Consider the following 17,490-nt stretch of genomic DNA (forward strand, 5'->3'; position numbering starts at 1 on the left):
GAGGAACACCCCACATGGCCGGTGCTGCAAAGACCAAAAATTTCCTTCTCTCCACGGCTACCGTCATGGTCGGTCCGCCTGCTGATCTCCACAAGCTGAACCCGGCCGAACACTCCCTCGGCCTGGTCAAGAACTTCCAGATGACCGCCGACCCGACCTACGTCGAACTGACCCAGGGCGTGAAGAACTCGGTCGTGATGTCCGTGAAGAACAGCGACGGCGTCAAGTGCTCGATGGAAGTCTACGAGTACACCCTCCGCAACATGGGCTACGCCGCCGGCCTCGACGCCTCTGGCGTGTCGTTCGACTCGATCGAGACGATGTGGTTGGCCTCCTCGGCCTTCGCGGCCAATGCGATCGAAGTGTCGACCGACATTTCGCTCCTGCTCGCCACCGGCGACTACATCTTCATGCAGAACGGCCTGGACGACAAGGTCCACATCGCCAAGGTCGCATCCGTCGTCTTCGCGACGGCCAAGACCACGATCACGCTCGCCGCCGGCTACGAGCCCGCGGTGACCTCGCTCTTCCCGATCGGTACCCGTATTGGCAAGGTCAAGCGCGTCGACGTCGGTGCCACGGACGTCCAGCCGGAGTTCGCTGCCAAGATCGTCGGCCTGCTCCCGAAGGACAATGCGCCCTTCACGATCCTGCTCCCGAAGATCAAGATCACCAAGGGTCTGGGTGTCGCTTTCCAGACGGACAACTTCGGCAACCTGCCGTTCGAGTTCACTCCCTACTCGGGCGTTTCGACTGATCCGTTCTACTCGGAATACGCCGAAGCCTGCGCGGTTCTCTTCAACCGCTAAGCGTCCAAAACGTCTTGTAACTATGCGCCTCAGACACCACATGTCTGAGGCGTATTTCATTCAAACACAGGATCACTTATGTCCGAAAAACTCACCGTTAAATTCGAAGGCAAAGACCTCGACCTCTTCATGTCCTATGGCCTGCTCAACGAGCTGGTAAAGCTGGTGGGCTCCCCTGAAGTTGCCCCCACGATTTCGATCGACGACGACCTCCGCGAGGGGGTTCTCAAGGCCGTGCTCGCCGTGCGCAAGCCGAGCGGCAAGATCGTCACACCGGTCGCTGACATCGACGACCTCGACATGTCCATCACCGACATCGAAGCAGTTCTGGATTGGTCCACGGAGGCCGTTCTGAGTTTTTTCGTGCGATCGTTGGGCAAAATGGTGCGCCAGGTCGAAGCCAACAAAGACGTCCTAGAGGGCCTCAAGTCTTCGCTGGCTGGCTTGGAAGCCTGACCTTCAGGGACTCCATTATCTGGACGCTGGGTGTCCGCCCCAGCCTCCTGGACGAAGTGTACTGGTCACACTCCCACAACGACCTGACCACCCTGGTGAGTTTGAAGTCCCAGGAGAAGATGGCCCACTGCCACCAGGACTACGAGACGTTCCGGTTGGTAGTGGATGAAGCCCTTGGCGGTTCCAGCGAAAACTCTGGATCTGACGGGGGGGAGACGCCATCAGCTCCTTTGACGAGCTTGCCCGGGCATTTGCATCCGTAGGGGGCACCATTGGCTGATAATTTTGTCGAGATCGATTATGAACTAGATGCCAGTCAGGCGAGAACCGAACTCGACAAAATCAAAAAGGCCCTGACGGGGGTAACTGCAAACTTCGAGTCCCAGATCAAGACATCTAAGGTCGGCGTCGAGCAGCTCACCGACACCCTTGAGAAGATGGTCGAGACCTATAAGAAACTGGGGGGGATGAACCTCGCCCGTGCTGAGCAGCGCCGTGACTCCATGCTCGGTGCTCACTACCAGACAATCGCCCAAGGTAGCACGACTGCGCAAGCCGCTAAAAACCAGTTCAACCGCGCCGCCGGCCAGGCGATTATCTCGGACCTGACCAAATCAGCCGAGGCGGTCCAGGCCCGCATTTCCGACACGATCGTCAAGTCGGCTATCAATGCTATGCGGATCACGGACGAGGCAATCGAAGCCCGCATCCGCACCGCCCGGTTCACGACCACCCAGGGCATCGCCAACAGCAGCGACCGCCTCCTGAGCGCCCGGTCTACCCTGGCCGACCAACGCCGCCAGGACCAGATCTATGCGGCAGAGAATGGCCGTGCATCCCTCGCCAGCCGGAACCGGATGGAGGCGATCAACCACAACGGTGGCGCCGACCTGATGGGTATCCAGGGTCGGGTGATGCTGAACTACATGGCTGTTGGTGGCATCTTCAATTCTGCCAAGGCCATGACCGCCGGCGTCGTCGAACTCGACAAGGAACTGCACCAGTTCCAGGCGATCTCAACGGCCACCAATCGCGAGATGACCACGTTCAAGAAGAACCTGCTCGAGATCTCCGCGACCGTCCCCTTCACCGCGCTCGAAATGACCAAGGCTGCGACCATGCTGGCCCAGGCCGGTCTGTCGACGGGTGAGGTTACCGAGTCTCTCGGCGCCGTCACGATGTTTGCGACCGCAACCGGATCCGACCTGGCCCAGGCTGTTGATGTCGTCACGTCCTCGCTGACAGCGTTCAACATGGAGACCAGCCGGACCGGCGACGTCGCCAACATCTATACCGCCGCCCTCAACCTCTCGAAGCTGTCGGTCGACAAGCTGATCACCGCCATGAACTACATCGGCCCCACGGCCGAGGCGATGGGTATCACTCTCGAAGAAACCACGGCTGTCCTCGGTGCCCTGTCGCAGTCCGGCGTCCGGGCGTCCACGATGGGTACTGGCTTCCGCGCCCTGCTGACTGACCTGCAGACCCCCTCCAAAAAGCTGGTAGCCACGCTGACCGCAGCCGGCCTCAGCGTCGAAGACATCAATATCAAGACCAAGGGCTTCCTCCCGGTCATCGAGACCCTGAAGGATGCAGGCTTCGGCGCCGCCGAGGCTTATGGGGCCTTGGAGGTTCGTGCCGCCGCGTCCTACATCGCCCTGTCGAACAACACCGAGCTGGCCTACGAGATGCAGCGCAGCTTCACGCTGTCTGCCGCAGCTGTTGAAGCCAACGCCATCCAGATGCAGTCGCTGAGCAACACGGCGAAGAACCTTGGTGGTGTGATCTCGGCTTCTGCCTACCTGGGCTTTGAACCCTTGATCGGGCTGCTGCAGAACGTCCTGGCGGGAGCCACCAGTGCTCTCAGCGTTCTCGCTGAATACCCGGAAGCCCTCACCGCAATCGGCGTGGTCGCAGCCGGCCTTGGCGCTCTTACAGCCCTCTCCCTCGGCGGGGCGCTGCTGAAGAGCTTGGGCATGATGATCCCGGTATTTGCCACCTTCGTGATGGCATCAAAGGGTGTGGGCGCTGCCGCAACCGGCGCCGCTGTGGGTGTGGGCTTCCTCGGCAAGGCCCTGGCCGGAGTGATGGCCGTCGCCAGAGCCCACTGGATCGGATTGGTCATCTCGGGCGTCGTTATGGCTGGAGCGGCCTTCCTCGCCTGGAAGAACAAGGCCGATGATCTGACAGTCACGATCGATGACCTGAAGGGTCGCGTCAACGAGCTGAATGGTGCGGCCGAAACCGCCGCCGGCAAGATCACGTCGATCGATACTGCCATCCAGGGCCTGATCGATCGTCGGGCCGAGCTGGAGGGCAACGAGCTGATGAAGGGCGCGAAGATCGATGAGCTTCGCAACCAGTTCCACGAGCTGGGTCTTTCGATCAAAGACGACACGATGTCCGTGGCCGACCTCATTCGTGAACTGCACAAGATCAAGCAAACCTCGGCGCAGGTCCGCCGAGATGAGCTGGCCGGTGCCCTTGCGGCCAGCCAGTTGCAGCTTTCGGCGCTTGAACAGCAGCAGAAGAACCTGAGCAACCCCCGGGGAAACAACGTCGGCCAGATGCGATACCTTCTGGGCAAAGAGGTGAATGGGAACAACGGGGCCTTTATGGACTACCAGATCCCCTTCTTCATCTCGGCGATCGAGAAGAAGTATGGAACCAGCGCCGGTCAAGCCGCCAGCATTGGTATGGGGGACGTCTCGTCGATCAACGGCCAGCCTCAGAAAGCTAACTCGATCCAGGCAGACCTGGGAGCGATGATCTCCCAGATGCAGCTGCACCCCGACGCCCAGACGGGCGAAAAGGTCGCCTTCCTGGAGGCGCTGCGCGAGGTCATGAAGCCCCTGGTGGCCAACGTCACGACCACCGAAGCTCTCAAGGCAGAGATGGCCGTCCTATCTAGGCAGGGTGCATCGGCGGCAGTCACATCCTCCAATGCCCACAAGACCCTGGGCCTCGAGCAGACAAGCATCAAAACGGTGTTTGATGAACGCTACCTGGCTATCCAGAAGGGAAACCTCGTAGCGGAAAAGAAGATCGAGGCTCTGGAAGCTCTTAACGTGTGGCTTGAAGACCAGACCACGTTCTCGATCGATGCCTTCAAGAAGGCCTTTGCCGCGGAGAGCGCCAGCGATCCGAAGCTTGCCGGCCTGGACCCGGATCTCGTCGCTACCCAGATGCAGACCGAGCTTGAAAAGCAATCGCTGAAGGTGAACTCGGACAAGATGAAGGCCTTGGCCGAGCTGTCCAAGTCGACGGCAAAGCAGCTCAAGAAGGTCCAGGCCAGCCAGAGCAAGGAACTGTCGCAGTGGCAGCGCCAGATCTCCAACGCCCGAAATACGGAGGTGTTCGAAGCTGCCAAGGAGGGTTACAAGGGCTTCCTCAAGGTCTCGAGTGACGAGATCATCAAATACTATGACAAGCTGCTGGACCTGATCGGCGACCGTGATCCCGACGAGACCGAACGGCTGCAGACCGAACGCTCCGAGTTCATCGAGCGCCTGACCGGCGAGGCTGAAGAACAGCAGCGGGCCAACGTCGCCAAGGAGCAGGATCTCCTGAAGGAGTCCTTGAACCGCCAGCGGTCCGCGATCGAAGATGTCTCCAAGGGCCTGTTGAAGCAGATCGAGATGGGAACCGAAGAGCTGAAGCGCATGGCGCCCAGCCAGGCCATGGATGCCCTTGCCAAGAAACTCCGCGAGCTGACAGACCAGCTAGCCGGCGAGTATGGCAAGATCGACAACATCGACACCCGGCTGACCGGTATTGGACTTGGAGACCCGATCACCCAGGCCGTCGCCGGCAGCGCCCGCTCGGCCATGAAGGCCTTCATCGACGCTGGCCTGTCCAAGGTCGGCGCCGCAGCTCTTGCCGCAAACATCTCGACCGAGAGCAACTTCAACCCCAACGCCCGCGGTGACTGGGACTCTGACACCAAGAGGCACACAGCCTTTGGTGCGGCCCAGTGGCGGGACACCAAGGGGTCTCCCCGCTGGTCGAACATGAAACAGTTTGCCTCCAATCGGGGCGCGAGTGAGTGGGACATCAATACCCAGTATCAGTTCATTCTGGACGAGCTGGAGAAGCAGTTCCCGGGACTTCTGCAACGCCTGAAATCCGGCGACGAGGATGTGCAGACGCTGACCCGCGATGTCATGCGCCAGTATGAAAACCCGAGCCACGACCCCAAGCTTAACCATATCGACAAGCGGCTCCGCCAGGGTGAGGCATTCAATGCCATGGACCTGGGCTCTTCGGCGGAGAAGATCACCCAGATCACGACGAACCTCGACGACACCATCAAGGAGAACAATGTCCAGGCCGTGCAGCAACTGTCGGACGCGACCGTCAAGAACCTCAAGGCCCGACTGGCAAATCTGAAGACGCAGGTCCGCTTCAACGACGACGCCGGCTCTCTCCAGGATATCCAGGACCAGATCCAGAAGGCCCACGCGGGCATCGCCGAGGCCGAGCTGGCCAAGTTCGAAGCCGAGAACGCGGGATTGAAGGTCGAGGACAACGCAGCATTCAAGGCACAGCGCGAGCTTCTACAGGAGCGGCTCCGTGAGAACCTGAACTCGGATCTGCTGAAGGTCATGGAGGAGTTCTACAAGGCCGCAGAGGAAGAGCTGAACCGGCCGATCGACGCTGCAAAAGCCAACCTCGACGCCGCCCAGCAACCCGACATGGCCAACAAGTACACCGAGATGGACCTGCAGAAGATGCAGCAGGACATCACCAACGCCGAGCGCGAAGCCTCGCTCAACCGCGTGCTGCTGATCGAACAGCAGATTGCCGACGTCCGGGCCCGTGCGGCGGAAGCCGAAGCCACCTATGGTCCTGACAGCTCCGAGGCGCTGATGTGGCGCAACGTCGAAAATGACCTGATCGCCCGCAACAACGAACTCAAAGTCACAAACAACGCCCTGGACGTTGCCAAGGCCCAGAATGGTCCGTCGATCGCTGGAGCCATCCAGTCCGCGAACCAGGCTTGGGCCCAGCAGAACGGCCTGATTGACGCGAACAACAAGATGGTACCGATCGCGAAGCAGGTCGAGCAGACCTGGGGCCAGGTGTTGGGTGGGCTTCAGTCCAGCTTCTCGACCTTTTTCCAGTCTATCTTCTCCGGCACGGTCACCGCCGGCGAAGCCTTCAAGCAGCTCGGCGTATCGATCCTGCAGATGTTCACCGAGATCATCGCCAAGGCCCTGGCCAACCAGATCCTCATGTCACTGTTTGGCATCGGCGGGACCACGGGGAGCACAGGTGGGGGCATCATGGACATAATTGGTGGTTTCCTCGGTGTCGGCAGCGCAACTGGGGGAGCAGTCCGGGCCGCAACCGGCCGCAAGGTGACGGCACCGTTCCGAGACAGCAAGCTCTACAACCTGATGGATGGTGAATACGTCCTGCGCCAGTCAGCGGTCCAGGCGATCGGCGTCGACAAGCTGGACGCCATGAACAACCTCGGAAATCGTCAGATCTCCGAGGGTGCCCTGGGTGGCAAGGTTGCCGCCAATGACAACCCGCAGCAGAGCGGCGTTGTCAACGTCTGGGTCGTCTCGCAGGATCAGGTACCCGCAGCTGGCCCGAACGACATCATCGCGACCGTCGCCCAGAATATCCAGAACCGCGGCACCATCAAACAGCTGATCCAGCAGGTTCAGATGGGAGCGGTCTAAAAATCAAAGTCGAGGAGCCCCTGCTCCTCGACGTACCGCTTGAAGCACAGGAAGTTGGTCCAACCCACATTATCCTCACGGACGACTGCCTTCTTCCCATCATCGAACTCAAGCCCATAGGTCTCCGCCCGCGAGCGCCCACCGGTCACCGCGCCGGCGACTGCACCAACGAGGCCAAAAGCCATCGCCCCTCCGAGCGCGGCGGCGCCGGCCTCACCTGGATTGGTGATGGACCGAACACCCAACTCCTTCACTCGAACGATATTCGTCGGCAGATAGCTCGCCCGAGGCTCGGGACCGAAGTCTATCCCCAGGAAATGCTTACCCTGCGGACCACCCATCCAGTAGGTGTTGGCCTTGAAAGCACAGACCCCTCGAAAATCGCCGCCAATTACTTGTGCCATGTTTGCTCCTATGTACTAATCGTCACCTACCATGGATGGTTGCGCTTAGCAACTGGATCCAAAACCCTTGCAACTCACCCCCTCAGCCGCCATATAACTCATCATGGAAACATTCAATTTTCCGTACTTCTCTTGGTCGGTCCGCTACCCGGACTCTTCCGCCAAGGTGAGCTTCGGACGTGGTTATGAATTTGCCTCAAAGCCAAAGGGACCTGATCAGGTGACCTACACGCTGGCCTTCAAGACCATGATGTTCTTCACCACCGCCGGGGTCGTGTCGACAACCATCAATCCAGAGTTCAACATCGCCCGTCTCGAGGCCTTCTACAAGACGCATCGGCTGTATGAGAAATTCATCCTACCCCTGCCGGCCCACGGAGATTTGACCGTCCGCTTCGCCAAGCCCCTCGAATACAAGCTGACCCCTGGTGGTCAGGGCACGGTTGACGCCTTCACCCTGGAGATGTTGCTCCAACCATGACAGCACCCGTCAGTCACCTCCAGGAAGCTCAAAAACTCACCGCCGACGCTCTCGTCGATCTCTTCACCGTCTCGCTGAAGAACCTGCCGGTCGTCTTCCGCTTCAAGCACGACGACACCAAGATCTGGCAGGGCAACACATATGAGGGCATGGCCTGCCGACTGACGGGCGATAACCGAAGCGCCGATGGTGAAGAGTCCAGGCCGAGCCTCCAGGTCATGAACCCGCTTGGTATCTTCAACGCTGCGGCAGTTGCCGGCCAGCTCGACATGGCAGTCGTAACCCGGCGCCGCGTACTCCGGGAGCACCTGGATGCCAACGTCAACATCTACGATCAGCGCATGTGGTACATCGGACGTATCCGCGAGCTGATCACTGGCCAGAGCATTTCGTTCGAGCTTCGCAACATGACAGAGGGGGCCAACTTCCAGATCCCCAGCCGCATGTTCATCCCTCCTGATTTCCCGCTGGTGAGCCTATGAGGTACGAGCACCTCCTCAACCGGACGTTCGCCTATGGCAAGCAGGATTGCTACAGCCTGGTCCGTGAGTTCTACCAGGACAATTTCGACATCCTGCTCCCGAACTTCGCCCGGCCGAAGGCATTCTGGGACCACGGTATCAACCTCTATGGCGACCTCTACCACAAGGTCGGCTTCTACCCGCTGGATTGCCACCCCTCGGAGTATCGCGTCGGTGATGTCTTCCTGATGGCGGTCCGGTCCGAGGTGGCCAACCACGTTGGTGTCCTCGTTGGCCACAACCTGGTGGCCCACCACTTATGGGGCCGGCTATCGGTCGCCGAGCCCTACCGCAATCTGCTCCGCAACACGACGGTCGCCGTGCTGCGCCACAAGGATGTTCAGCAAGACCAGGTGCAGGGAACGCAATCCCTGCTGGATCTGGTCAGCCCGCACATCAAAAGGAAACTCGATGCACACCTCGGATCTGCTGACGTTCTATGAGGGCCCCAACGAGCGCGTTGGATTTATCCTGAAGACCGGTGAGATTATCGAGGTGCCGAACGTCTGCTCGAAGCCCACCGATGGCTTTGACGTGGCCGGTGTTGACATCGTCGAGTTCACCCCACTGGCGGTGGCCACCTGGCATACGCACCCGGACAGTGACTCCAATCTGTCGGCCAGCGACTGGCACACCTTCCTAAGCTGGCCCGACCTCGACCACTACATCATTGGCAACGATGGTGTGACGAAGTTCGTCGTCCAGGATGGGGATATTCTCATTGAAGCGTAAGATCGTCCTTCATGGCTACTTCGCAGCCTTCCACGACGGCCCGATTGAGGTCAGCGGTGATACCGTTGCCGACATCATTGAGGGCCTGACCCGCCAGGTCGCCGGCTTCGCGCCTGACCCGATCAAGGGCCGGCACCGGGTCAAGGTCGTCGGTTACGAGCGAGAGGAGGATCTGCACACCTACCTCGGCCCGGACGTCACCGAGATCCACCTGATCCCGCAGCTGAATGGCGGCAAGCAGGGTGGCCTGATGCAGGTTTTGCTTGGCGTCGTCCTTATCGGCGTCGGCTTCATGCTGGGCGGACCTCTAGGCTCTATGCTGATGAAGGCCGGCGCCCTCGCAATCCTTGGCGGACTGACGCAGATGCTCGCCCCCAAACCGGAGACGGACAAGGACACCGGGCCGACCAGCATCTACCTCGGTGCACCGAAGAACACTGTCAAGATCGGCACACGCATCCCGATCCTCTACGGCCGGTACCGGGTCTATGGACACTACCTCAGCTTCGACATCAACGCCCTTGAGTACAAGCCTTGACGGTCTGGTAAATCTGTCTCCCGACCCCCATATACACCTGACAAGGAAACAGGTGTTTTCATATGACAATTCAGGACATTTCCCTTCGCACACTCTCCGGCGCGAAGGGGGATCAGGCAAAGAACACCCGCGACAATCTCTTTTCAACTGACATAGTTGAGGTCCTGCTTGGGATCTCCGAAGGGCCGATCAAGGGATTGGTCGATGGCGCGAAGAGTTTCTACATCGGAGAGACTCAACTCGTAGACCAGAACGGCGAAAACAACTTCGACAATTTCGAACTTGTCTCCTACAAGGGCAGCGAAGTCGGGGAGAACATCTACTCCCGTATGGGCGGCTTCGGCTCCTCGACCACTGTCTCCACGGAGCTGGGCACTGACATTGCCGTCGTCCGCTCCGGCCAGCATACCGACATTGACTATCTCGACGTGCGCTTTGTCATCAACCGCCTGGTGAAGAGCGACAAGAAGGGTACCTTCAAACACAACGGTCGCTGGACGATCGAGTACAAGCTGACCAGTGCGGCTAATTGGACGCCCGTCCGCACGCCTGAAATCAATCCCCTACCCACCCAGATCTCCGGTGAGAGCTTCGACATCTTCTACGGCGCCGATGACGACGCCAAGCGGAAGGTCACGGCCTCGCCTGGTGATCGGCCGACCTTCTGGTCCTCGACACAGCCGATCTCGACCGCCAACGCGGCAATCTGGTTCAACACCTCGAACAACTACAAGCCGATGATCTTCGACGGCACCACCTGGGCTTTCCCGGCGGGCCTGGTGTTCACCGGCGCCAGCTGGATCTGGAGCGAAGCATCCTCGTGGGGGGCTGACAAGGCGACCCGGGGCTTCGTCGGCGCGACCCTGTCCAAGACCATCACCTTCGAGCAGGGAGACTACTGGCTGAACACGACCCAGGGCCGGGCGCTCTTCTACAACGGCACCACCTGGATCGAAGCCGGCTCCTCTCTTCGCCCTGGAGCCTTCGGTGAGAGCAACGTCACTGTCATTGATGGTGAGATCTCGATCACGGACAAGACCACCACGGCCTTCGTCAAGGAGTTCCGCATCCCGGTCGCCCAGGCCCCCGAGCCCTACATGATCCGCGTGAAGAAGACCTCGCCGGAGAACACGACCGAACGCTTCTTCGACATCACCTGGGAGAGCTTCCAGGAGGTGACCGCGAAGGCCTACAACTTCCCGGCCGTCGCCTCCACCCAGCTGATGGCCCGTGCCTCGGAACAGTTCTCCTCGGTTCCGGACTTCTCCGGCATCTACGATGGCCGCATCATCCGCGTGCCCACGAACTACAACCCCGAGACGCGGGTCTACACCGGCATCTGGGATGGCCTCTGGAAGCTCGCCTACAGCAACAATCCAGCCTTCGTCGCCAACGACATCGTCCTCAACGACCGCTACGGCATCAACGCCTACTACCCGGTCCAGCTGAACAAGTGGGACGTCTACGAGGCAGCGCAGTGGTGCGACACCCGGGCCGCGAGCGGCAAGCCCCGCTTCACGTTCAACAACCTGATCTCGGATCCACGCGGTGGCCGCGATGCAGTCAACTTCATCTGCGGGCTCTTCGCCGGCCGCTTCTTCGACGACGGTAACGGTACGGGCGTCATCAAGGTCGACAAGGACGAACCGGCCAGCATCGTCTTCACGCCGGAGAACGTCGCCGATGGCATCTTCACCTATTCGTTCACCGAGATCTCGACCCGTCACAACGACCTGACCGTCACCTTCATCAATCCGGATCTCAACTGGAGTGAGGACCGCCGGCGCCTGCACGACCAGGATCACATCGACCAGTATGGCCGCATCCCGTTCAACTTCATCGCAGTCGGCTGCACCGATGTGGACGAGGCCCTGCTCCGGGCCCGGCACCATTTGGTCACGGCCACCCGCGAAACCATGCTGGTCAACTTCAAGACCAACCGCCTCGGTCTGTACCTGGCGCCCTACGAGGCCATCCTGGTGGCAGACGAGGATATGGGCACTGGAGTGACCGGCAGGGTCCAGAGCGTCACTGGGGCCCGCTCCCTGGCTCTGCGTGATGCCATCTACCTGGAACCTGGCTTCAGCTATCGCGTCAACTTCCAGACCATCAGCGAAGCGACCAACGAGTTCATCATCGAGTCGCGCAACCTGACGGCCGGAACGATCGGCGCCGTGACCACTCTGAACGTCACCGCCGACCTCCCGCCTCTGCCGGCCGACGCCACCTTCGTGATCGAGCAGACGAATGGCTCCGCCGCCCCGGTGGCCTACCGCGTCATGTCGATCAACGAGATCGATGGCGACCCGGACAACGTCGATATCCAGGCCGTCCAGATGTATCGTGCCAAGTGGCTCTACATCGACGGGGTCATCGGCTCGCCGGCCGAGCTTGATGCCTATGTCCTAAACTCCAAGGCAAAGCCCCTGCCCGTCCCCACGGTCCGTGTTCGCCCGGCTGTCCGGACGGTTGGCATCCGCAAGGTCACCACCCTGACCCTCGACTGGGACAAGAGCCCAACCAAGACCGTCACCCAGTACAAGATCGAGGGCTCGCGCAACAACGGCCCGATGTCCACCCTGGCCACGACCAGCGTCCAGCAGTTCGAGTGGGATGATATCCCTGTCGGTGAATACGTCTTCCAGGTCACCGCGATCGACGTCAACGGCTACAGCTCCACCGCGAAGATCGTCGAGCACCGGCTGATTGGTGACTTCGTTGTCGTCGATGAGATCACCTCGATCCGTATGCTGGATGAGCCTTCCGAGACCGAGTTCGAGAGCCGCTCCCCTGTCTTCCAGTGGCCCGAGTCCCAGAACCTGAACCATGAAGAATACGTCGTCCGGATCACCACCACGGGTGACGTCCTGATCCGCGAAGAGCTGATCACTGCCAACACCTATAGCTATGAGTATGCCGTCAACGAGTCGGACGGCGCCGGCACCCCGCGCCGCGCCTTCAAGATCGGTGTCTCCTCTAGCGACAACTTCGGCTTCCGGTCGGAGTTCATCTGGCTGACCGTCAACAATCCGGCCCCTCCGGTGCCGACCAGCGCCGCGGTGGATCTCAACTTTGGTGCGGCCATCATCAAGTACGATGTGCCGCCGCTCCGCGACTTCCGAGGGGTGATGATCCATTCCTCGACCGAGGATGGCTTCACACCGACCCAAGCCAACCTGGTCTACAAGGGCCCGAACAACAACGTCGCCCTGGTCCGGGCCCCTGGGGCAATCCACTACTTCAAGCTCGCGCTCTACGACGTGTTCGACGATGGCTCGCTGAACTTCGGGAACCAGCTGTCACTCTATGTTTCGGCGTCCACCTCGGACAGTGACATTGTCCCGCCGGCCGCGCCGACCAATCTCGTCCTCACCCCTGGTGTTGGCTTCCTCCTCGCCGCGTGGACCAATCCCGTAGATACCGACCTGGAGTTCGTCGAGCTTTTCTACAACACGGTCAATAACTCCGCGACGTCCAAGTTCGGCGCCTCCTCCAGGGGCACCTCCGTAGTCATCCCGGGCATGCCCCATGGAGTTCCGGTCTTCGCCTGGGCCCGGTCCGTGGACCGGTCTGGCAATCGGTCGGGCTTCGTGGCGCCGGCCGGCGGAGCGGCTGCACCCACCCTGGTGATCGCCGACATCATCGCCGACGCGGCCATTGGGGTGAGGCATCTCCAGGATCAGATTGTCGACACGACCCACATCGTGAACGATGCAATCACCGCAGCCCAGATCGCTGCCAACGCCGTCACCGCCACCGAGCTGGCTAGCTTAGCCGTCACCGCCAGGAACGTCGCCGCGAACGCCATTACTACGGCTGCAATCGTTGCCAACGCCATAACAGCAGCACAGATCGCTGCCAACGCCGTCACCGCGACCCAGCTGGCCGACTTGGCAGTTACGAACGCTCATCTTACCGCAAATGCTGTCACTGCTGCGAAGCTGGCCGATGCTGCAGTCGCTGCTGGGAAGATCGCTGCGAACGCTGTAACTGGCGCCGAGCTGGCTGCTCTGGCAGTCAACTCCACCAAGCTGGCTGACAACGCAGTCACCACGGCAAAGATCGCAGCGAACGCAGTAACGGCCAATGAGATCGCTGCCAACGCAATCACTGCCATCAAGATCCTGGCCAACACCATCACTGGTGCGAAGATCGCTGCCAACACCATCACCGGCAATGAGATCGCCGCCAACACCATCACCGCGGCCCAGATCTCTGCGGGGGCCATTGGGGCCACGGAAATTGCTGCAAAGGCAGTCACTGCTGAAAAGATCGCGGCCAACACCATCACCGCCGCCCAGATCGCCGCGAACACGATCACCGCTGCCCAGATCGCAGCGAACACGATCACCGCTGCCCAGATCGCAGCGAACGCCGTGACGGCCAACGAGATCGCTGCCAACACGATTACCGCTGCCCAACTCCTGGCCAACACCATCACTGGTGCGAAGATCGCTGCCAACACCATCACCGGCAATGAGATCGCCGCCAACACCATCACAGCTGCCCAGATCGCCGCCAACACCATCACCGCTGCCCAGATCGCTGCCAACACCATCACGAGCAACGAGATTGGGGCCAACATGATCACCGCCAAGCACCTGGTGCTTGACGACGGAACGAACCTAATCCAGAACGGGTCGTTCGGTGACATCACCAAAGATGCCATGGACGCCCTTTGGACGTTCGGTGGGGGTGCCTACGTTCAGTCGAGCAGCGCCAGCCAGGCCGCAGCCTGCTTCCGCTATGCCGCCGGAACGGCTTGGGTCCAGACCGGCCAGGCCTCCCTCGTCATCGACCAACTCACCGTTGGTGCTGGCCTCTCCATGTACATGAACTCCAAGGCGACGATCCCCGTAACCGCGGGGGACGTACTGGCCTGGGAGACGGAGCTTAGGTCCGACGTCGCCGCAAACGCGGGCTTCTACTTCCGGATCTACTGGTATGACGCAAATGGTGCGGCCCTCACAACCCCCGCTTCGGTCGACGTGCTTTCGAACGTCGCCGTTACGACCACGTTCACAATCAGGAGTGGTCAGACCACGGTCCCAGCTGCCGCGTGCTTCTGCCGGGTTCGCCTCTACAACCACAACACAAACACTACGGCCCGGTACTTCGTCATCGACCGCGTTGGTCTACGCCGAGCCAACGCCGCGAGCCTGATCGTAAACGGCACGATCGTTGCCGCCAAGATTGCCGCCAACACGATCACTGCCGCCCAGATCGCTGCCAACACGATCACTGCCGCCAAGATTGCCGCCAACACTATCACTGGCAACGAGATCAGCGTTGCGAACCTGGCAGCGATCAGCGCCACGTTGGGGGCGGTCAACATCTCGAGCGCAAACATCGGCACCCTTACAGTTGGAACGTCAAACATCGCTGCCGGAGCGGTGACGGATGTAGAAAGCTACTACGCCTCAAGCAGCCTGGCTTGGTCCAGCTCAGTTGTTCAGGTGGCGAGTATAACTGTGACTGTGGCGGCGAACGAAAAAGTAATTCTGCTAGGTTCCGCAGATATCATCCTCAGTAGCTCTATGAAGATGCCTGTCACTGGTAGAATGTATCGCAACAACGTCGCGTTTGGCATGGCCAATGGTAATCTAACACCTATATCCGTCACTACAAGAAGCAATGAAACAGGGGCAGAAACCTACACCTATGGGTGGCTAACCCCCGGACAAACTGTAACAATTCTTAACCATGACACCCCCGGTGCCGGCACATTCACGTACACCATGAAGTTCACGCGTGGAACCCAGGGTACTCAAGTGGGGTCTAGCGTGCAGCGCTTCCTATGCGCCCTTATTTGCAAGAGGTAATCGAGTGGATGACGATCAGATGCTAGAGAAGACATTCTTCATCGCCTACGAACCACCTACCGGTCGGATCGATCATGTCCGTCAAACCTCAGCCATAGCACGGTATCTAGGGGATGGGTTCGACTATCTGGAGATCGATGAAACCCAGTCTCAGGTTGATGGGGGTCTCTACTATATCACCACGGGTGGGATCGTCCCACGCCCGGTGTTCCCAATCGTGGACCAGGACCTGGTCGTCGGACAGGAAGTCGCGCTGGCGCTGCCGGCCGGCACTGTCATCCGGACCGAAGACAATCAAGAGCACATCCTGGCGGATGGCCTGCTCGAACTGTCCGGGGATATTGCCGACACCTACCAGCTAGCGCTCTCCCTCTGGCCCTATGTCGACCAGACCGTGAAGGTGACCATCCATGAAGCTTAATCTGAACCGTGACATCGCCGCCCTCAGAACCGAGGCCTGGGCCCGGATCGATGCAGCTGCAGAGCAGTCCAGGGTCCAGTTCATGACCCTCGGATCCGGCCAGGCAATGGTCTACGACCAGAAGCGCCGGGAGGCGGAAGCCTTCATGGCCAACCCGGCAGTGTCCCCCGGCGAGATCCCGCACCTCGTGGCTGAGGCAACCCAAAATGGCCTGACGAGCTATGACCAGGCGGTCATCTATCTCACCATGAGCCAGCAATGGCTCACTGTGTCGCCCATCATCGAGAACATCCGCCTGGGAGCCAAGACCTCGGTCGGCGCCGCAACCAGTCCTGCATCTATCCTGGCAGTGGAAGCAGCTATCTGGTGGCCGAGCCTATGACGCGCCGCAAGGGCATCATCGCCTACGGGACGGAGGAGGACCGAGCCAAACTGGCCCTCCTCGCCGACACCTACCAAATGTCGGGCAGCGAGCTGATCATCAAGATGATCCGTGATCGTCATGCGGATCTATTCGGTTCAAACTGAATCAACCTAAGCGAGCACTTACACACTCTGATCCCCATATACTGGGGACACACGGAGTGCCTCATGACGACCCCCGAAAACACAAACACCAACCTACGCCTTGGCTCGCTCGAACAGGCAATTGCCCACAACACGGATCGTGTTGGGGAGGTGGTGAAGTACATGGAGCGCCTCGTCGTTATCGAGGAGCGGAATGGCTTCATGCTTGAGCAGCACCGTGAACTGAAGGCGACCTTCAAGGAAGCCATCCAGACCATGACCAACCAGCAGCTGGCCTTGGACAACAAGGTCCGCGAACTGCAGGAGAAGATGATCCGTCTGATGACGACCTTCTCGATCCTCACCACCACAGTTGCAATCGGCATCCCGTACATCCTGAAGATCTTGAGTGGAGCCTGACATGGAACTCATTGCTGTACAGACAGCCCTCCTCGCCGCCGGCTATGACCCAGGTCCCCTCGACAACCTCCCGGGCCGCAAGACATCAGCTGCGCTCAATCGTTATCAGGCGGCTAACCGCCTCCCCATCACTGGCCTGGCGGACACCGCCACCATCTCAGCATTGATCGGTAAATCGACCAGTGCCAGTGCCCTCACCCCACCGTGGATCGTCCTCGCGGCCAAGAAGAAGGGCCTGCACGAGTCCCGCGACAAGGCTTCGCTGATCTCGTTCCTGAAGCTCGGCAAGGGCTATCTCGGAGATCCCACAACCAACCCATGGTGCGGTGATTTCGTTGAGACCTGCCTGGCAATTGCCCTTCCGAAGGAGGCCTTCCCGGCCAACCCCTATGCGGCGATCAACTGGGTGAAGTTCGGCATGGCGACGACTCCCCGCGTAGGCGCGGTCATGTCGTTCCACCGAGGTGACCCGAAGTCCTGGCAGGGGCATGTCGGCTTCTACGTCGGCGAAGACTCAAGCCACTTCCATATCCTGGGGGGCAATCAGAGCAACGCCGTCACCGTCTCCCGGATCGCCAAGACTCGCCTTCGCCCCAATGGCTCACGCTGGCCCTCCAGCTATCCGGTGAACACCAGCCGTCGCTTCACGACCGCAGGTAATCTCTCCATCACCATCAACGAGGCCTGAC

General features: G+C 60.1%; 15 protein-coding genes. 14 read left to right on the forward strand and 1 reads right to left on the reverse strand.

The genetic code is table 11. The features are described from left to right. The first annotated feature begins 14 nt into the window (after nucleotides 1-14). The 3 genes from ACWPVA_RS08420 to ACWPVA_RS08430 all read left to right on the forward strand — a co-directional run bounded on the left by ACWPVA_RS08420 (nucleotide 15) and on the right by ACWPVA_RS08430 (nucleotide 6,955). Nucleotides 15-809, forward strand: coding sequence for a hypothetical protein (locus tag ACWPVA_RS08420; RefSeq protein WP_454287260.1), 795 nt, complete (start codon nucleotides 15-17; stop codon nucleotides 807-809). Between the two features lie 78 nt (nucleotides 810-887). Next, nucleotides 888-1,265, forward strand: a complete 378-nt coding sequence (locus ACWPVA_RS08425; protein WP_454287261.1) for a hypothetical protein — start codon at nucleotides 888-890, stop codon at nucleotides 1,263-1,265. Nucleotides 1,266-1,537: 272 nt separating this feature from the next. Next, the gene (locus ACWPVA_RS08430; protein WP_454287262.1) at nucleotides 1,538-6,955 is read left to right on the forward strand and encodes a phage tail tape measure protein; all 5,418 of its coding nucleotides are present in this window, start codon (nucleotides 1,538-1,540) and stop codon (nucleotides 6,953-6,955) included. Here the strand turns inward: ACWPVA_RS08430 and ACWPVA_RS08435 are convergent. Further along, the gene (locus tag ACWPVA_RS08435) at nucleotides 6,952-7,359 is read right to left on the reverse strand and encodes a hypothetical protein (RefSeq protein WP_454287263.1); all 408 of its coding nucleotides are present in this window, start codon (nucleotides 7,357-7,359) and stop codon (nucleotides 6,952-6,954) included. The two genes, ACWPVA_RS08430 and ACWPVA_RS08435, sit on opposite strands and share 4 nt — an antisense overlap. Before the next feature lie 103 nt (nucleotides 7,360-7,462). Here ACWPVA_RS08435 and ACWPVA_RS08440 point away from each other — a divergent pair, with 103 nt between their 5' ends. The 11 genes from ACWPVA_RS08440 to ACWPVA_RS08490 all read left to right on the forward strand — a co-directional run bounded on the left by ACWPVA_RS08440 (nucleotide 7,463) and on the right by ACWPVA_RS08490 (nucleotide 17,489). Then, nucleotides 7,463-7,840: a hypothetical protein gene (locus ACWPVA_RS08440; protein ID WP_454287264.1), complete on the forward strand. Its 378-nt coding sequence runs from the start codon at nucleotides 7,463-7,465 to the stop codon at nucleotides 7,838-7,840. Further along, nucleotides 7,837-8,322 carry a hypothetical protein gene (locus tag ACWPVA_RS08445; protein WP_454287265.1) on the forward strand — a complete coding sequence of 162 codons (486 nt, stop codon included), beginning with the start codon at nucleotides 7,837-7,839 and terminating at the stop codon, nucleotides 8,320-8,322. The genes ACWPVA_RS08440 and ACWPVA_RS08445 overlap by 4 nt, the downstream gene beginning before the upstream one ends. After that, nucleotides 8,319-8,804: an NlpC/P60 family protein gene (locus ACWPVA_RS08450; RefSeq protein ID WP_454287266.1), complete on the forward strand. Its 486-nt coding sequence runs from the start codon at nucleotides 8,319-8,321 to the stop codon at nucleotides 8,802-8,804. Before ACWPVA_RS08445 ends, ACWPVA_RS08450 begins: the two co-directional genes overlap by 4 nt. Then, a complete protein-coding gene (locus ACWPVA_RS08455; RefSeq protein ID WP_454287267.1) occupies nucleotides 8,773-9,093 on the forward strand; it encodes a hypothetical protein in 321 nt (106 codons plus the stop codon). The genes ACWPVA_RS08450 and ACWPVA_RS08455 overlap by 32 nt, the downstream gene beginning before the upstream one ends. Continuing rightward, complete coding sequence (locus ACWPVA_RS08460; RefSeq protein WP_454287268.1) at nucleotides 9,083-9,631, forward strand: hypothetical protein; 549 nt, start codon at nucleotides 9,083-9,085, stop codon at nucleotides 9,629-9,631. Before ACWPVA_RS08455 ends, ACWPVA_RS08460 begins: the two co-directional genes overlap by 11 nt. A 62-nt stretch (nucleotides 9,632-9,693) precedes the next feature. Then, a complete protein-coding gene (gene gpJ / locus ACWPVA_RS08465; RefSeq protein WP_454287269.1) occupies nucleotides 9,694-15,453 on the forward strand; it encodes a TipJ family phage tail tip protein in 5,760 nt (1,919 codons plus the stop codon). 4 nt (nucleotides 15,454-15,457) lie between these two features. Further along, entirely contained in the window at nucleotides 15,458-15,874 is a 417-nt protein-coding gene (locus ACWPVA_RS08470) for a hypothetical protein (protein WP_454287270.1), read from the forward strand. Further along, nucleotides 15,864-16,256, forward strand: a complete 393-nt coding sequence (locus tag ACWPVA_RS08475) for a hypothetical protein (protein WP_454287271.1) — start codon at nucleotides 15,864-15,866, stop codon at nucleotides 16,254-16,256. The genes ACWPVA_RS08470 and ACWPVA_RS08475 overlap by 11 nt, the downstream gene beginning before the upstream one ends. Further along, nucleotides 16,253-16,402 (forward strand): hypothetical protein, encoded by a 150-nt coding sequence (locus ACWPVA_RS08480; RefSeq protein ID WP_454287272.1) that lies wholly within the window; start codon nucleotides 16,253-16,255, stop codon nucleotides 16,400-16,402. Before ACWPVA_RS08475 ends, ACWPVA_RS08480 begins: the two co-directional genes overlap by 4 nt. Nucleotides 16,403-16,465: 63 nt before the next feature. Beyond that, a complete protein-coding gene (locus tag ACWPVA_RS08485) occupies nucleotides 16,466-16,801 on the forward strand; it encodes a hypothetical protein (RefSeq protein WP_454287273.1) in 336 nt (111 codons plus the stop codon). Between the two features lies 1 nt (nucleotide 16,802). After that, nucleotides 16,803-17,489, forward strand: coding sequence for a peptidoglycan-binding protein (locus ACWPVA_RS08490; protein WP_454287274.1), 687 nt, complete (start codon nucleotides 16,803-16,805; stop codon nucleotides 17,487-17,489). Nucleotide 17,490 lies beyond the last annotated feature (1 nt).

The organism is Rhizobium arsenicireducens (assembly GCF_964021225.1).

Coding starts and splice junctions, on each gene's coding strand:
- ACWPVA_RS08420 (WP_454287260.1), top strand. CDS start 15: ATGGCCGGTGCTGCAAAGACCAAAAATTTCCTTCTCTCCACGGCTACC.
- ACWPVA_RS08425 (WP_454287261.1), top strand. CDS start 888: ATGTCCGAAAAACTCACCGTTAAATTCGAAGGCAAAGACCTCGACCTC.
- ACWPVA_RS08435 (WP_454287263.1), bottom strand. CDS start 7,359: ATGGCACAAGTAATTGGCGGCGATTTTCGAGGGGTCTGTGCTTTCAAG.
- ACWPVA_RS08440 (WP_454287264.1), top strand. CDS start 7,463: ATGGAAACATTCAATTTTCCGTACTTCTCTTGGTCGGTCCGCTACCCG.
- ACWPVA_RS08445 (WP_454287265.1), top strand. CDS start 7,837: ATGACAGCACCCGTCAGTCACCTCCAGGAAGCTCAAAAACTCACCGCC.
- ACWPVA_RS08450 (WP_454287266.1), top strand. CDS start 8,319: ATGAGGTACGAGCACCTCCTCAACCGGACGTTCGCCTATGGCAAGCAG.
- ACWPVA_RS08455 (WP_454287267.1), top strand. CDS start 8,773: ATGCACACCTCGGATCTGCTGACGTTCTATGAGGGCCCCAACGAGCGC.
- gpJ (WP_454287269.1), top strand. CDS start 9,694: ATGACAATTCAGGACATTTCCCTTCGCACACTCTCCGGCGCGAAGGGG.
- ACWPVA_RS08475 (WP_454287271.1), top strand. CDS start 15,864: ATGAAGCTTAATCTGAACCGTGACATCGCCGCCCTCAGAACCGAGGCC.
- ACWPVA_RS08480 (WP_454287272.1), top strand. CDS start 16,253: ATGACGCGCCGCAAGGGCATCATCGCCTACGGGACGGAGGAGGACCGA.
- ACWPVA_RS08485 (WP_454287273.1), top strand. CDS start 16,466: ATGACGACCCCCGAAAACACAAACACCAACCTACGCCTTGGCTCGCTC.
- ACWPVA_RS08490 (WP_454287274.1), top strand. CDS start 16,803: ATGGAACTCATTGCTGTACAGACAGCCCTCCTCGCCGCCGGCTATGAC.